Source organism: Streptomyces sp. NPDC050485 (genome assembly GCF_044458185.1).
Taxonomy (GTDB): Bacteria; Actinomycetota; Actinomycetes; order Streptomycetales; family Streptomycetaceae; genus Streptomyces.
The window spans coordinates 189,279-204,245 of record NZ_JBITHR010000010.1 but is presented as its reverse complement, the minus strand read 5'-3'; the positions used below and the strand labels follow the sequence as shown (position 1 = coordinate 204,245).

15 protein-coding genes and 1 tRNA gene are annotated in these 14,967 nt (G+C 70.9%); 9 read left to right on the top strand and 7 right to left on the bottom strand.

Features of this window, described 5'->3' with window-relative positions:
• Window positions 1–51 precede the first annotated feature (51 nt).
• Together rlmB and ACIBK6_RS21895 are read left to right on the top strand one after the other, a co-directional pair.
• Window positions 52–1,008, top strand: a complete 957-nt coding sequence (gene rlmB / locus ACIBK6_RS21900) for a 23S rRNA (guanosine(2251)-2'-O)-methyltransferase RlmB (RefSeq protein ID WP_399052964.1) — start codon at window positions 52–54, stop codon at window positions 1,006–1,008.
• Window positions 1,009–1,084: 76 nt separating this feature from the next.
• Complete coding sequence (locus ACIBK6_RS21895; RefSeq protein WP_399052963.1) at window positions 1,085–2,533, top strand: DoxX family membrane protein; 1,449 nt, start codon at window positions 1,085–1,087, stop codon at window positions 2,531–2,533.
• A gap of 163 nt (window positions 2,534–2,696) precedes the next feature.
• Here the strand turns inward: ACIBK6_RS21895 and ACIBK6_RS21890 are convergent, their stop codons facing one another.
• From ACIBK6_RS21890 to ACIBK6_RS21880, 3 genes are all read right to left on the bottom strand, one after another.
• Window positions 2,697–3,428 carry an NDP-sugar synthase gene (locus ACIBK6_RS21890; RefSeq protein ID WP_399052962.1) on the bottom strand — a complete coding sequence of 244 codons (732 nt, stop codon included), beginning with the start codon at window positions 3,426–3,428 and terminating at the stop codon, window positions 2,697–2,699.
• Window positions 3,429–3,461: 33 nt separating this feature from the next.
• Window positions 3,462–3,872 carry a hypothetical protein gene (locus ACIBK6_RS21885; RefSeq protein WP_399052961.1) on the bottom strand — a complete coding sequence of 137 codons (411 nt, stop codon included), beginning with the start codon at window positions 3,870–3,872 and terminating at the stop codon, window positions 3,462–3,464.
• Between the two features lie 257 nt (window positions 3,873–4,129).
• On the bottom strand, window positions 4,130–5,266 hold the full coding sequence (locus tag ACIBK6_RS21880; RefSeq protein WP_399052960.1) for an ABC transporter ATP-binding protein: 1,137 nt from the start codon (window positions 5,264–5,266) through the stop codon (window positions 4,130–4,132).
• 182 nt (window positions 5,267–5,448) lie between these two features.
• Here ACIBK6_RS21880 and ACIBK6_RS21875 point away from each other — a divergent pair.
• Window positions 5,449–5,522, top strand: a tRNA-Thr gene (locus tag ACIBK6_RS21875).
• A gap of 125 nt (window positions 5,523–5,647) precedes the next feature.
• Window positions 5,648–7,921 carry a restriction endonuclease gene (locus tag ACIBK6_RS21870; protein ID WP_399052959.1) on the top strand — a complete coding sequence of 758 codons (2,274 nt, stop codon included), beginning with the start codon at window positions 5,648–5,650 and terminating at the stop codon, window positions 7,919–7,921.
• 165 nt (window positions 7,922–8,086) lie between these two features.
• Here the strand turns inward: ACIBK6_RS21870 and ACIBK6_RS21865 are convergent, their stop codons facing one another.
• The gene (locus tag ACIBK6_RS21865) at window positions 8,087–9,478 is read right to left on the bottom strand and encodes an NAD(P)/FAD-dependent oxidoreductase (RefSeq protein WP_399052958.1); all 1,392 of its coding nucleotides are present in this window, start codon (window positions 9,476–9,478) and stop codon (window positions 8,087–8,089) included.
• A 194-nt stretch (window positions 9,479–9,672) separates the two neighbouring features.
• Here ACIBK6_RS21865 and ACIBK6_RS21860 point away from each other — a divergent pair, with 194 nt between their 5' ends.
• Complete coding sequence (locus ACIBK6_RS21860) at window positions 9,673–10,398, top strand: thioredoxin domain-containing protein (protein ID WP_399052956.1); 726 nt, start codon at window positions 9,673–9,675, stop codon at window positions 10,396–10,398.
• A gap of 73 nt (window positions 10,399–10,471) precedes the next feature.
• Here the strand turns inward: ACIBK6_RS21860 and ACIBK6_RS21855 are convergent, their stop codons facing one another.
• Window positions 10,472–11,302 carry a rhomboid-like protein gene (locus ACIBK6_RS21855; protein ID WP_399052955.1) on the bottom strand — a complete coding sequence of 277 codons (831 nt, stop codon included), beginning with the start codon at window positions 11,300–11,302 and terminating at the stop codon, window positions 10,472–10,474.
• A gap of 254 nt (window positions 11,303–11,556) precedes the next feature.
• On the opposite strand from ACIBK6_RS21855, the gene ACIBK6_RS21850 reads away from it, so the two are divergent.
• Complete coding sequence (locus ACIBK6_RS21850; protein WP_399052954.1) at window positions 11,557–12,033, top strand: GNAT family N-acetyltransferase; 477 nt, start codon at window positions 11,557–11,559, stop codon at window positions 12,031–12,033.
• Between the two features lie 98 nt (window positions 12,034–12,131).
• Here ACIBK6_RS21850 and ACIBK6_RS21845 read toward each other — a convergent pair whose 3' ends face one another.
• Window positions 12,132–12,392, bottom strand: coding sequence for a hypothetical protein (locus ACIBK6_RS21845; RefSeq protein ID WP_399052953.1), 261 nt, complete (start codon window positions 12,390–12,392; stop codon window positions 12,132–12,134).
• A gap of 523 nt (window positions 12,393–12,915) precedes the next feature.
• Between ACIBK6_RS21845 and ACIBK6_RS21840 the strand changes: the two genes are divergently transcribed.
• Window positions 12,916–13,185, top strand: coding sequence for a hypothetical protein (locus ACIBK6_RS21840; RefSeq protein ID WP_399052952.1), 270 nt, complete (start codon window positions 12,916–12,918; stop codon window positions 13,183–13,185).
• Window positions 13,186–13,782: 597 nt separating this feature from the next.
• On the opposite strand, the gene ACIBK6_RS21835 is transcribed toward ACIBK6_RS21840, so the two are convergent.
• The gene (locus ACIBK6_RS21835; RefSeq protein ID WP_399052951.1) at window positions 13,783–14,010 is read right to left on the bottom strand and encodes a hypothetical protein; all 228 of its coding nucleotides are present in this window, start codon (window positions 14,008–14,010) and stop codon (window positions 13,783–13,785) included.
• A gap of 213 nt (window positions 14,011–14,223) precedes the next feature.
• On the opposite strand from ACIBK6_RS21835, the gene ACIBK6_RS21830 reads away from it, so the two are divergent.
• Both ACIBK6_RS21830 and ACIBK6_RS21825 read left to right on the top strand, forming a co-directional pair.
• Window positions 14,224–14,478 carry a hypothetical protein gene (locus tag ACIBK6_RS21830; RefSeq protein WP_399052950.1) on the top strand — a complete coding sequence of 85 codons (255 nt, stop codon included), beginning with the start codon at window positions 14,224–14,226 and terminating at the stop codon, window positions 14,476–14,478.
• Window positions 14,450–14,965, top strand: coding sequence for a DUF6879 family protein (locus ACIBK6_RS21825; protein ID WP_399052949.1), 516 nt, complete (start codon window positions 14,450–14,452; stop codon window positions 14,963–14,965). Before ACIBK6_RS21830 ends, ACIBK6_RS21825 begins: the two co-directional genes overlap by 29 nt.
• Window positions 14,966–14,967: the final 2 nt, after the last annotated feature.

The window sequence follows — 14,967 nt, the reverse complement described above, 5'->3', positions numbered from 1 at the left end:
ACGATCCGCGTCTCCGTGTGGATCGCCAGATGCACAGGAAACAGGTAGGTCATGGCCGGGAACAGCCAGCGCAGGAACCGCCGCACGTCCAACAAGAAGGGCGCTACGGTCGGCAGCGGTGGCCAGCGGCGCAAGGGTCTGGAAGGCCGGGGCCCCACGCCGCCCGCCTCCGTCCGCAAGGGACACAAGAAGAACCGCATCGCCAATGCCCAGGCCAAGCAGGCCCAGGCCCGGCGTCCCGCCCCGCGCCGCGGTGGTACCAAGGGCACGTCCGAGATGGTCGTGGGCCGCAACCCCGTCTTCGAGGCGCTGCGCGACGGCGTCCCGGCGACCACGCTCTACGTCCAGCAGTACATCGACAACGACGAGCGGGTCCGCGAGGCGCTCCAGCTCGCCGGCGAGCGCGGCAACATCAACCTGATGGAGGCCCCGCGCGTCGAGCTCGACCGGATGACGAACGGCCTCAACCACCAGGGCCTCGTGCTCCAGGTGCCGCCGTACGAGTACGCCGACCCGCAGGACCTCACGTCCGCCGCGTACGACAACGGCGAGGAGCCGCTGATCGTGGCCCTCGACGGCGTGACCGACCCGCGCAACCTCGGCGCGATCGTCCGCTCCACCTCCGCCTTCGGCGGCCACGGCGTGGTCGTCCCCGAGCGGCGTGCGGCCGGCATGACGGCGGGCGCCTGGAAGTCGTCGGCGGGCACCGCGGCCCGTACGCCGGTCTCCCGCGTCACCAACCTGACCCGCGCTCTTGAGGCCTACAAGAAGGAAGGCCTCACGATCGTCGGTCTCGCCGCCGACGGCGAGCACACGGTCGAGGAGCTTGAGCAGATCGGCGGCCCGGTCGTCATCGTGATCGGCAGTGAGGGCAAGGGACTTGGCCGACTCGTCGGCGAGACCTGCGACTACCGGGTGCGGATCTCGATGCCTGGTGGCGCCGAGTCGCTCAACGCCGGTGTGGCGGCGGGCATCGTGCTGTACGAGGCGGCCCGCCGGCGCGCCTGAAAGAAGGTGATCTTGACGGGTCTCGGACAGATTCGGACCCGTCAAGCAGTGTCCTAAGCACCCGTCACTCGGTTAGATGAGTGTGGACACCAGAACGCCCCGGCCCGGGATCGACGACCAGCCTGCCCTGAGCATGCTCAAGGTGGACGCCGACCCCGCGCAGGTCATCGTCAACCACGCCAGCTTCCGGGTGCTGTTTGCGCCCAAGTCGCTGCCGAAGCCCCTCATTTCGAGCACCGCGGTGCGCCGTAGGGCGCCCGTGGTGTGGAGCGGCAAGTCGGCGCCGGGGGCGAGCGGACTCCTGCAGGCGGTCCGCGCCACCTCCGTCGTCGGCGGCGAGCGCTACGAGGCCGGTGCGACGCAGGTCATCCCGCGCATCGACGTCGGCGACACGATGCGGTCCCCGCTGCTCGCGGGCCCCGGACCGGAAACCGCGCTGCTTCCGAAGATGCGTTCCCCCTACGGTCAACAACCGTACGGGGAACCCGAGTTCGAGGATCCGGACGGATACGCGGAGGACGGCTCGGACGCGCAGCCGCCGCGCACCGACACCTCGGCCGTACGGCACGCCTATTACCCGGGCCGCCGCATGAACCTCGGCGTCGTGCTGCTCCCGCTGCGCGTGTTCCTCGGTTTCATCTCCGTGTACGCCGGCATGGGCAAGCTGTGCGACCCCGTGTACTTCGACGGCGGCGAGCGCGGCTCGATGGTCAAGTGGCTGAATTCGCTGCACCCTTGGACGCTCGCCGAGCCCCTGCGCGACTTCGCACTCCAGCACCCCGTGGGCGCGGGCCTCACCGTCGCCTTCCTCCAAGTCGTCGTCGGCGTACTGACGATGCTCGGTCTGTGGCAGCGCGTGGCGGCCGTGTTCGGCGCGCTGCTGTCGGCGGCCCTGCTGGTGACGGTGAGCTGGCAGCACGTACGCGCCTACAACGCGCCCGACATCATCTACCTCGCCGCCTGGTCCCCGCTGATCATCGCGGGCGCCCCGGTGTACTCACTGGACGCCCGGCTCGCGGGCGAGGCCTGGCGCAAGCTCGGCCCGCGCTCCGAACTGTGGGAACTGCGGCGCCGGGTGCTGCGCCGCGGCGTCGTCATGACGACCATCGTCGTCGGCCTGACCCTGCTGACCGGCGCGCTGCTCGGCGGCGCGGTCCGCTCCACCACCGTGGTGACGGTGCCGGGCCCCGACGACGACCCGACCAACTACCTGCCCGGCACCCCGCTGCCGAGCGAGACCGGCCCGGCGCTCGCGCCCCGTACTCCCGCCAAGGGCGCCAAGCCGTCGCCGAAGGGCACCGGTTCGGCGAGCCCCTCCGCCAAGCCGTCCAAGAAGCCGAAGGCCCACCAGCCCGCCACGGCAGGCACCACCGGCCAGCCGAGCCACACCGCCGGCACGGGCGGCCAGCCCCCCTCCCACCACCGCACCCCCCAGGCCCCGCCCTCCTCCAGCTCAGGCCCGACATCGGGCAGCACAGGCAGCACCAGCGGCAACCGGAACCCGATCGGGGGGTTGCTGGGCTAGTAGCAAAGAGAAGGGGGCCGGAGATTCCGGCCCCCTTCGGCATGCCGTTGAGCAAAACCAGTCCCGCTCGCAAAACCAGTCCTGCTCAGCGAAAAATCCAGCCCCTCCGGCGATTGAGGAGCGGGGGTCCGGGGGCGGAGCCCCGGCAGGGTGGCAGGCAAGGTCAACCCCGCTGAGCAGCAAGCTCCTTGGCCGCCTCCGTGAGGTCCTTCGCGGTGTCGATCGCCCGCCAGTACGCCCCGTGCGGCAGCGGGAACCCGGCCAGCCGGCGCTCCCGAGCCAGCCGGGGAAACGTGGTGCGCTCGTGGTCGCCGACGTCCGGCAGCATCGCGGTGAAGGCCGCGGAGAAGACGTACACGCCCGCGTTGATGAGGTACGGCGAGGGCGGCGACTCGATGAAGTCGGTGATGTGGCCGAAGGCGTCGGTCTCGACGGCGCCCCACGGGATGCGGGGGCGGGCCAGGGCCAGCGTGGCGGTCGCGTCGCGCTCGCCGTGGAAGGAGGCCATCTCGCGGAGCGAGAAGCGCGTCCAGATGTCGCCGTTGGTGGCGTACCAGGGCTGGCCGGGGTGGGGCAGCGAGGCCGCCGCGTGCTTCAGGCCGCCGCCCCGGCCCAGCGGTTCGTCCTCGACGACCGTGGTGACGCGCAGCGGCAGATCCGTCTTGGCCAGCCAGTCCTTGAGGACGTCGGCGAGGTGGCCGCAGGAGATGACGGCGTCAGTGACGCCCTCGGCGGCCAGCCAGGCAAGCTGATGGCCGATGATCGGGACCCCGGTGCCCGGGATCTCGACCATCGGCTTGGGACGGTCGTCGGTGTACGGACGAAGTCGGGAGCCCTGGCCGCCCGCCAGGACCACGGCCTGCGTCGGAAACGTCGCAGTTGTGCTGGGAGTCATGCGGTGAACGATAGGCGTCCCCACGGCGGGACGTCACCGCTCCTGGGCCACGCCCGAGGCGAAGGAGGTGTCGCAGACGGGGCGGGAGTACGACTGGGCCTTCACGGGGCCGTAGTGCTCCACGGCGGCCCGGCCGAGCGCGCGGGCGATCGACATGCAGTGCTGGGCGAGCGAGGGGCGGCGCTCCACCTCGCGCTGGAGGTGGGTGAGGGCGGTGCCGGCGTCCTTCTCCTGGAGCTCGATCAGGAGCGCGTCGCGCAGTACGTCCTGCGGGGCGCGGGACTTGGCGCGTACGGAGACGTTCTCGGAAGAGGCGGTCAGGATCTGCGATTCGTTGCTGCCGGCCCAGTTGACCCGGGTGACCGCGAGCGTCCCGGAGAGCACGAGGACGACGGGCAGGACGAGGGCGAGGGTTCGGCCGATTCGGCGGGCTGTGTGCGTCACGGAGGCGAGCGTAGCGGGGAGTGATGATTTGGCGACATTTCGTCACCCTGTCGGGGGATGGTTCGACGCCGCCTTTCGAATCACGCGTTGACGAACAAGGTTCGAAATGGGCGGTGTGCCGGGGTATTTGTCGACATCGGACCGCTGCCCCGGAAGTGACGGACCGAAGCTCCGGAAATGACGGACCGCGGCTCCGGAAATGACGGACCGCGGCCCCGCAGATGAGTGCGGGGCCTCGGCCAGCGTATCGGGCCGGGTCAGTCGCTGAGCCGCTCGCCCGTGGAGGTGGAGAACACGTGGGTCTCACCCGGACGCGGGACGACGTGCAGCTGCGTGCCCTTGTCCGGCACGGCGCGGCCGTTGACCCGGACCACCAGGTCCTTCACTTCGCCGCCGACCTCGGCGGAACCGTACACATAGCCGTCGGCGCCGAGCTCCTCGACCACGTTGACGGTGACCGCGAGGCCCGCCGGGGCGTCCGCGGACTCCTTGGTGAGGGACTTCGCGGCGGCGCCGTTCTGCTCCACGATGTCGAAGTGCTCGGGGCGCACGCCGACCGTGACCGTGCGGTCGCCCTTGTCGGCGGCCGCGGACAGCGCCTCGCGGCTGACCGGCACCACGCTGTTGCCGAACTTCACACCGCCGTCGGTGATCGGCACCTCGACCAGGTTCATGGCGGGCGAGCCGATGAATCCGGCGACGAACAGGTTGGCTGGGCGGTCGTACATGTTGCGCGGCGAGTCGATCTGCTGGAGCAGACCGTCCTTCAGGACGGCCACCCGGTCGCCCATGGTCATGGCCTCGACCTGGTCGTGCGTGACGTACACGGTGGTGATGCCGAGCCGGCGCTGGAGCGAGGCGATCTGCGTACGGGTGGAGACGCGCAGCTTGGCGTCGAGGTTGGACAGCGGCTCGTCCATGAGGAAGACCTGCGGCTCGCGCACGATGGCCCGGCCCATCGCGACGCGCTGGCGCTGGCCGCCGGAGAGCGCCTTGGGCTTGCGGTCGAGGTACTCGGTCAGGTCGAGGATCTTGGCGGCTTCCTCGACCTTCTTCCGGATCTCCGCCTTGTTCACGCCGGCGATCTTGAGGGCGAAGCCCATGTTGTCGGCGACGGTCATGTGCGGGTACAGCGCGTAGTTCTGGAACACCATGGCGATGTCCCGGTCCTTCGGCGGCAGGTGCGTGACGTCGCGCTCACCGATCCGGATCGCTCCGCCGTTGACGTCCTCCAGGCCCGCGAGCATGCGCAGGGAGGTGGACTTTCCGCAGCCGGAGGGGCCGACGAGTACCAGGAACTCGCCGTCCTCGATCTCGATCTCCAGCCCGTCGACCGCGGGCTTGGTGGAGCCCGGGTAGATCCGGGTCGCCTTGTCGAACGTGACAGTGGCCATGACTGATGTGTCCCTTCACCGGCAGGAACGTGCCGGACGATCCGAGTAGAGGGAGAAGTGGTGTAGTCCACCTGAGCGGACTGGGTCAGGACGCTACCTGGGGATGTCCGCCGTGTCAGCAGGTGAGCGGCGATGAAATTTCCCGCCGCGCCCGCGCGAGCGTTGGTTACACTTCTCGGGTTGCCTCCTTAGCTCAGTTGGCCAGAGCACCGCTCTTGTAAAGCGGGGGTCGTCGGTTCGAACCCGACAGGGGGCTCTGCCGTAACAAGTCGCAACAAAGCGTCCCGGGCCTGCCAGGTCCGGGACACTTGCTTTTCCGGGGTGTGGGGCGCTCCCGGGACGTGGGGCTTTCCGGGGTGTGGGGAGAAAGGCAGTCAACGCATGAGCCGTCGTTCCAGCGGTCTGGTCGGGATCTGGGCCGAGGCGCAGCGTCAGCAGCAGCGCCAGCGGGAGGCGCAGCAGCGGGCGGTGGTGCAGCAGCAGCGGCAGCAGCGGGCGTACGAGCGTGATCTCGCGCGGATGCAGCGGGAGCAGCAGGCGGCGTACCGGCAGGGGCGGGAGGCGGACGCGCGGCTGCGTACGCAGGAGCTGGAGGGCCAAGTCGCCGCCCTGGCAGGGCTGTTGGCGGCGGGGTGCGGGTCGGCGCCGTTCCGGGCCGCGGCGCTGACCCGGCCGGAGGAGATCGCCCCCTTCGAGCCCGGGCAGCTCGCCCAGCCGGTGCCGATGCCGGATCCGGCGCAGTACCAGGCGCAGGGCGGCTGGACGGCCGGGCGGCGGGCGCAGGCCCAGCAGCAGGCGCAGGGCGGCTGGACGGCCGGGCGGCGGGCGCAGGCCCAGCAGCAGGCGCAGGCCCGCTACCAGCACGACTGGCAGGCGGCGCAGGCCGCCGAGGCGCGCCGCCAGGAGCAACTCGCCGCGTACCGGGCGCAGTACGACGCCTGGGCGGCCGGGCAGCTCGCCGAGGTGCGCGGGCACAACGCGGGCATCGCCGAACTCGCGGACGCGCTGCGGGCCGGGGATCCGGGCGCGGTGGTCGACTACTTCTCGGCCGCCCTGTACTCCTCGGCCGCCTGGCCCGAGGGCTTCCCCCGCCAGCTGGCGGCCTCCTTCGACCGGGGTGCGCGCCAACTGGTCCTCGACTGGGAGCTGCCCGGCTACGAGGTGATCCCTGAGGTCAAGTCCGTACGCTACGTGGCGAGTTCGGACCAGGAGAAGGAGACGGCCCGGCCGGTCACCCAGCGCCGCGCGCTGTACCGGGACGCGCTCGCGCAGTGCGTGCTGCTGGTCCTGCGCGATCTGTTCGCGGCCGATGAGTTCGGGGTGCTTGAGTCGGTCGCCCTGAACGGGTTCGTGGATGACGTGGATCCCGCCACCGGGCGGCGGGCCGAGATCTTCCTGGCCACGGTGAGCGTGCCGCGCGCCGCGTTCGCGCAGCTCAACCTCGGGCAGGTCAGCGCTGTCGACTGCCTGGTGGAGGCGTTGCGCGGGCAGCTCTCCGCCCGGCCGGACCAGCGCACCGCCGTACGGCCCGGACGCCGCCCCGCCGACGTGGGCACGGGCGTGGTGTCGCACGGGGGCGGCGCGGAGCCCGACCTGTTCACGATGGACCCCATCGAGTTCGAGGGCCTGGTCGCCGAGCTGTTCCGGGCCCGCGGCATGCAGGCGCTGACCACCCAGCGCTCCAACGACGGCGGCGTGGACGTCGAGGCCCTCGATCCGGACCCGATCAGCGGCGGCCGGATCATCGTCCAGGTCAAGCGCTACCGCAACACGGTCCCGCCGACCGCGGTGCGCGATCTGTACGGCACGGTGCAGGGCGCGGGCGCCAACAAGGGCGTACTGGTGACGACTTCGGGCTTCGGACCCGGATCGTACGGTTTCGCCGAGGGCAAGCCGCTCACGCTGGTCAACGGCGAGGAGCTGGTGGGCCTGCTGCACCAGCACGGCCTGCGCGGCCGCCTCGGCGACGGGAGCGCACCCGCGCCGGCCGTCCCGGAGCCGGCCGTCCCGGAGCCGGCCGTCCCCGCGCGGGCCGTCCCGGAGCCCGCCGTCCCGGCGCAGCGCGTGGTGCCGGAGTGGGTGTCCGAGCAGATGTCCGCTCAGGCCGCCGGCCAGGTGCCAGGCCAAGTGCCCGCTCAGGCCGCCGGCCAGGTATCCGGTCCGGTGTCCGGGGACTTCAACCTGCTCGGCATGACGTGGACCGGCGGGGTCGCGCTCGACGTGTGCGCGCTGGTGTGCCGGGGCGGCCGGGTGCTGGCCGAGGAGCACTTCGTGTTCTTCAACAACCCGCAGAATCCGGGGGGTTCGGTACGGATGGTGCCCGGCACCGGCGGCGACCGGGCGGCGGTACGGGTGGCCTTCGACGCGCTGCCGGAACGCGCCGACCGGCTGGTCCTGGTCGCCGCCGTCGACCCCGAGGCGAACCCGGGCCAGGACCTGGCCGGGTTCACGGAGGCGGCCATCTGCCTGCGCGACCCCGCAGGCCGCGAACTCGACCGCCTCCCGGTCTCCGACGGCCGCCCCACCGAAACGGCCCTGGTGCTCGGCTCGTTCCGCCGCAGACCGGGCGGCGACTGGGACTTCGTGGCCGGAGGGAAGGGGTACCGGGGCGGGCTGGGGGAGCTGGTGGGGGAGTACGGGGTTGTGGTGGCGTAGGGGGCGGCCATATGCCCGGGTAGTTGGGGGTGCAGGGGGCGGAGCCCCCGCCGGGGTTCGAGGGGCGGAGCCCCTCAGGGGGTCTGGGGCGCAGCCCCAGGGCTCAGCCCTTCCAGCCCCGAGTCACGGGCGGGCGGGTGGGCAAACTCCCCCGAGGCCCCGGGCTCAGCGCCGCCCCGCGACCCGGTCCGCCAGCGTTGCGATCCGGTCCGTGGCCACCCCGTGGCTCGCCAGCTCGCGCCGGTCGGCCGCACGGTACGCCGCGTACATCCCCTGGACACCGAGCCAGCGCAGCGGCTCCGGCTCCCACGTGCGGACCTTGTGGTTGACCCACGGCAGGGTGGTCAGTTCGGTGGGCCCCGCCTGCCCGGAATCCTGCTGGACGAGGTCGCGCAGGGTGCGGGCGGCGAGGTTGGCGGTGGCGACGCCCGAGCCGACGTAGCCGCCCGCCCAGCCCAGACCCGTCGTACGGTCCAGGGTGACGCTCGCGCACCAGTCGCGCGGCACCCCGAGCACGCCCGACCAGGCGTGGCTGACGCGGGCGCCGGCCAGCTGCGGGAAGAAGCGCACCAGGATGTCGCGCAGCGCCTCGATGGTGGCGGGCTGGGTGCGCCCGTCGTTGTCCGTCTTCGAACCGAAGCGGTACGGGACGCCCCGGCCGCCCAGCGCGATGCGGTCGTCGGCGGTGCGCTGCGCGTACATGTAGGCGTGCGCCATGTCGCCCAGCGTCTCGCGGCCCGCCCAGCCGATCGCCTCCCACACCTCGGGGCCGAGCGGCTCGGTCGCGATCATGGACGAGTTCATGGGCAGCCAGGCCCGGCGCGCCCCCTTCAGCGAGGCGGTGAACCCTTCGGTGCAGCGCAGGATGTAGGGCGCGCGGACCGTTCCGTACGGGGTGACGGCGTGCCGGGGGCGGATCTCGGTGACCGGCGTCGACTCGTGGAGGGTGACGCCGAGCGCCTCGACCGCGGCGGCCAGGCCCTTGACGAGCTTCACCGGGTGGATCCGCGCGCCGTGCGGGGTCCAGGTCGAGCCGACCGCGCCGCTGACCCGGATGCGCTCGGCGGTCTCCCGCGCCCCCATCAGGACGCGATCCTTCTCGCCGAAGGCCACCTCGGCGGCGTGAAAGTCCTTGAGCCGCCCCAACTGGGCCGGTGTGTAAGCGACTTCGAGCACCCCGCCCCGATGGACGTCGGCGTCGATCGACTCCTCGGCGGCGACGCGTACGACTTCGTCGACCGTGGCGTTCATCGCCAGCTGGAGGCGGACCGCGCTCTCCTGGCCGTGCAGCTTCGCGTACCGGTCGCGGCCCGCGATGCCGTTGTAGAGCCAGCCGCCGTTGCGGCCGGAGGCGCCGTAGCCGCAGAAGCGGGACTCCAGGACGGTGATGTTGAGGAAGGGGGCCGCCTTCTTCAGGTAGTACGCCGTCCACAGGCCGGTGTATCCGCCGCCGACGATCACCACGTCGGCGGTGGTGTCGCCGGGCAGCGGCTCGCGGGGCGTGGGTATGCCGTCGGTTGCGTACCAGAAGGAGATTCCGCCGTTGATCGCGCTCATGGGGCTTGTTCGTACACCCGGGCCGCGGGCGCTGTCCAGCCATGGAATTCGCAGGTGGGCGGGGTCGCTACGAAATCCGTGGGACCAATGGCGGCGTGGGGCGGGACCTTTGGCGGCCGGTGCGGTGCGGGCGGGTGTTTAGTGTCGAAGGTCAGGTAATTTTGCGGTATTTCGCGCCGAAGGGTTGGTTTTTCATGGGTGTACGCACTATCCGTCGTGCCGCCGTTGTGGTGGTGGCGGCCATGGGGCTCGGCCTCTCGGCGACCGCCTGCTCCTCGGGCTCGGGCTCCGGTGCGTCCTCGCAGGCCGAGCTCACCGTGAAGACCGCGCCGGAGGCCGCCACGCTCGCGAAGCTGTCCGCGAAGGTGGAGGGTGCGGAAATCGTCGTCGGCGACCCGGCCGCGCCCCACACCGTGACCGTGTACGAGGATCCGCGCTGCCCGTTCTGCAAGCATTACGAGGGCGGCGGCGCGACGGCGGTCGCCAAGCTCGCGGCCGAGGGCAAGGTCAAGATCCGCTACACGATCGCCTCGTTCCTCGACGCCAACTTCGGCGGGAACAGCTCCAAGCGGGCCGTCAACGCGATGCGGGCGGCGGTCGACGCGGGCAAGTTCCCCGAGTTCCACGCGGCAGTGTTCGCCAGCCAGCCGGAAAAGGAGACCGATGACGCCTTCACCGCCGACAACCTGCTGAAGATCGCCGACAAGGTGCCGGGGCTGCGCGGCGCCGCCTTCGACAAGGCGGTGCGCGAGGACACGTACAAGGACTGGGTGAAGTCGGCGGAGGGCGCGTTCGAGGACTCGGGCGTCAACAGCAGCCCCGTGGTGCTGATCGACGGGAAGAAGCCGGGCGGGGACGGGCGGGCGATCTTCGACGCGGAGGCGTTCGGGAAGGTGCTGGCGTCGGCGGGGGTGTCGTAAGCCGGCCGGAGTTCCTGAGGCCCTGCCGAGGTCGCGCGTACGGGGCCCGGCTCCCGGCCCGGCCCCCTGCGCGTCAGTCCTCGGCCCGCGCCCCGGAGAAGCCGAGGCGGCGGCCGGCGGTGCGCAGGGTCGCGGCCGGGTTCCAGGGGGCGCCGCCCCGCCCGCGGGTGAGCGGGTAGCAGGCCAGGCCGATGAGTACGGATGCGAAGTGGCCCAGATCGGTGAAGGTGCGCGCGCTCAGGAGCGGGGCGGCGTAGATGACGAGGACGCCCGCGAGGTAGAGGTAGCGGTAGGGGCGGGCGATCCGGTACGTCAGTACGGCGACGATGCCGGCGAGGGCGTAACTCACCCCCACATCAAGGGTGTTGACGGCGGAATGGGGCGCGTAGTCGTGCCGGATCGCCCACAGCAGAGCGCCCTCGCTGATGAAGGTGGCGGCCACGTGCGTACCGAAGGCGATGACCAGCCAGCGCAGGGTGCCGAGCCAGCGTTCGGCCTGGGCGTGGAAGACGGTGTAGAGCAGGGCGTACGGGAGCCAGCCGCCGCCGTCGATCCAGAACGCGCTCGCGATCAGCACCCGGCGGGGGTTGGCCGACAGCTCGTGGATGTTGGTGGACCGCTGCCGCAGGAAGTCCGCCTCGAAGTCGGGTGACATGTGGTGCATGGCGATGGTGGTGACGAAGAGCGCGGCCAGCCAGATGTAGGTGCCGGGGGCGCTGCGGACGTAGCGGAGGATGCGGCGGACGGCACCGGCGAGCGGCGCGCGGCGGGACCGTGTGGACTGGGCAGATGTGGGCTGGGCACATGCGGGCTGGGCAGGTGGGTTGGGGGTCTGTGTGCCCGGGGCCCGTGTGCTGCGGGGCGGTGTGCCGGCGGGCCGTCGGCCGGGGGGAAAACGCCTCATGCTGTGATTCACGCACGGGGGTGGGGCAGGACGGGGGATCGACATCCGGACGGGGCGGTGTCCGGGCGGGGCCGGGTGACCTTCTGCAGGGCGGGTGACCTTTCGCGGGCGCCGGAGGGCGTGCCTGAGGGGGTGGCCGTGTGCCCGGCACGAGAGGGCGCGCCCGACCCGCCCCCCGCTCGCACCCTCGGGCAGGATGTCCGTACGACGAAACGGCCGCGCGGAACGGTCGTCCCGCCGCCTACCCTGCGGCCATGATTCGCAACGCCACAGCCGCCGACATCCCCGTGATCCACCGGATGGTCCGCGAGCTCGCCGAGTACGAGAAGGCCCCCGGCGAGGCGCGCGCCACCGAGGAACAGCTCCGCGAGGCGCTGTTCGGCGAGCACCCGGCGGCGTTCGCGCACATCGCGCAGGACGAGTCGGGCGAGCCGGTGGGCTTCGCGCTCTGGTTCCTGAACTTCTCGACATGGCGCGGGGTGCACGGCATCTACCTGGAGGACCTGTACGTACGCCCCGAGGCCCGGGGAGCCGGCCACGGCAAGGCCCTCCTCACCGAACTGGCCCGCATTTGTGTGGCGCGCGGCTATGAGCGCCTGGAGTGGTCGGTCCTCGACTGGAATGTGTCTGCCGTCGACTTCTACCGATCACTCGGAGCAGTGTCGATGTCGGAGTGGACCGTGAACCGGCTCACGGATGACGCGCTGCGGAGGCTGGGCGGGGCGGAGTAGTACCCGCCGGAGCGGTGGAAGGGCCCCGGCCCGACACACGGGGGAACGTGTCGGACGGGGCCTGGGACCCCACGCGCCGGGAGGACCAGAGGCGGGGCCTACTCAGCCTCCGGAAGCTTGTCTCTACGATCGAGCCGCGTCACCAACGACACTTCGGACCAGGTGCGTTCGAAGGTGTCGTGGCCGGGGTTGAGACCCGTGTGGGCCATGCACGCTTCGTCTCCCGCCGCCAGATCGCTGGTCGCGTCCAGCTCCCACCGGCAACCGGGGGCCAGGCAGCGGGCCGTGAGAGTGATCTCTCCTGCCGGATGTCGGCGGATGCGGTGAGCCGCGTACGCGAAGACGGACCTGGTGGTCACTCCCTACCCCTCCGCGCTTGCGGAACGATCCCCAACTCTGGCCCCACATATCGATAGTTGACCATCTCGGCACTGCACTGCGGGAGGTCGGCAGGCTCCACGGCAGCGTCAGCCGGGAGGTCGTAAGCGTCCCGGGGTTCCCAGAGAATGACCGGCGGAATGGCCCACATCAGCGCGTCACCACCGGAGTTGAGAACATGAGGGCGCGCCCCAGCCCCTGAGGCGTTGGGTCCCGCAACAAGTCCGGCCGAACTGCCCACTCCCTGCCACCGCCTGGCGGCCGGAGGCAGACGCTCCCCAGATAGACACCGAGTACCTCCCCAACGTTGCCCGCAGCATCAACCTTGGCGTGCATGTCCGCCTGGTGTGACTTGGCCTCCGTGAGAGCAGGTAGGCAACACGACATCCGCAGTCGCCGAGTCCCGCCTCCGCGACTACTGAGAGTGATTTCAGGTTGCGCGGCGCATCGTCCTGGGTGAGCGTGATCGCGTCGCGGTCCTCGCGACCCGTTGAAAGGACAGCCATGTCGCATCGCACACGCAAATCGACCCGCGCCCGGGTCGCGGCGGTCCTCGCCGCTCCGGTGCTCTGCCTGACGCTGCTGGTTCCATCCGCTGCCGCGGCCGTGCCAGCGGGTCCTCACCACCACGGCCACGCGGTCGTGCAGGACGACACCGGCTTCGACGGAGCCCGCGGTGGCGGTTCCGGCGGAGGCCTCCTCGGTGGCCTCCTGAACACCGTGACCGGACTGCTGGGCACCGTGACTGGACTGCTGGGCGGCCTGCTCGGCTGAGGCTAGGTTCGAGGATGGTGCTGTTGACCACCTCGCTCACCAGGCTGCGGGTGCGGGCGGTACCCGCAGATCAGGGGCTTGGTGAGGGGGGCGGGGGATGGTTGTCCCGGTAGGGCAAGCGGTGGGGTGATCGGTGCCGTCCGTATCCCAATCGTTGATCATCAAGCTAAGTCGCCAGGATGAGGACGCTCCGGGCGGGTACGCCGTGGCCCCTGCCTCCGCACCCTGGCCGCCGCCGCTTCACGAGCGGTCTTACGCGAGTGGTGCCAGGCGCACGGCGTCTGAAGGTTGATCAAGTCATGGTTGTCGCCAGGCTCGATGTGGTCCACGTCGGTACCGGGCTCGGGGCACCGTGGCCCATCCACCAGCCTGGCCACGCACTGGTAGCCATCACGCCGCAGGGCGACCGCACGCCGCTTGCGCCAGTCACTGGGCAGGCGTGAGCGCCGGTCGCTGGTATCCCACGCCACGGCTCGACCTCCATCAGTCATAGCGCTCACAGCGCCCACCACGTGCAGTCAGCTGTGGACGGTGTACCGGCTTACGGACGGGGGCTGGCGGCACTGGGCGGGGCGGTGTAGCCGGGTGCCCTTTGTCTCATCTGGGTGCTTCCGCTTGGTGGTTGGGGTGGCGTCGGACATCGGCTGCGGCGTCGAACCGGGCCCTGGCGTCGTTGGCCTGAATGGCGGCCTCCAGTCGTGCCATGGCGGCCGCGCAGCCACCGCACCCGTCCACCGGATCGGCTGCGTACAGCCACGCGTCCAGAGAGCTGGAGCTCATCGGCGGAACGGCCCACATCAGCGCCACCCCCTGGCTGTGCCGCACGCGTCCGCGGTTTGCCTCTCGTGTGCCATGGCTTGCCGCCCCTTCGGTGCTGTCGTGGTGGTGACGACGCTAAGAGGCGACTCGTTCGGGTCTCTACAAACTTGCATGGGCTTGCACGCCGATATGGCGTATCCGCAAGGGTACTGACGTTGTATCAGCTGCTCGGTCAGGCTGATGCAAGCCCGAGCAAGCACCAAAACCAGGGAGCTGGCCATGGCCGTGGAGTTCATCGGCATCGACCCCGACACCGACCGGGACCACTGCCCCACCGCGTGGGCGGATGCGGAAGCTCAAGAGATCTTGTTGCAAGGATGGAAGCCGGATGCCGAGACTGAAGCGCAGTGCGTGGGCAGCAGCCCCGCGAACGGTCCGGTGCCTGACAATGAAGCCATCGTCAGGATTCCGGCCCGGATGATCCCGATGATCAGGGAGGCGTGTGATGCCGTCGAGCGTGCCCAGCTTCGCTGAGCTGCTCGGTCAGTGCGAGCGGTCCGCCGTACACCTGGAGTTGCGCGACTCCTACGCTCCGACGCCCCGGTTCGAGGCGTGGGAGCGCGGTGAGCGGATCGACTGGGAGGACTGTGCGTCCTGGTGGCACCCTTACGACCAGTTGATCACCGACTCCGTGGCGCGGGGTGTGGTGATCCGCCGGGCCCGAATCGTCTCCGAGCCAGTGTCGGACTACATACGGTGGGAGCACTACGTCACCCGGGCCAACGTCATCGCGGGTGAGCAGGTGCGATGGCTGCCACGGCGACAGGCCACGGACATTCCGCTGCCGGGCAACGACTTCTGGCTCTTCGACGGTGCAGTACTCCGGGTGCATCATTTCTCGGGTGACGGCGTGGTGGTGGAGGACGAGATCACGAAGGACCCGGACACCGTGAAGCTGTGCTCGACCGCCTTCGAAGCCGTCTGGGAGCGAGCGGTCCCGCACCACCAGTACAGAGTCTGACG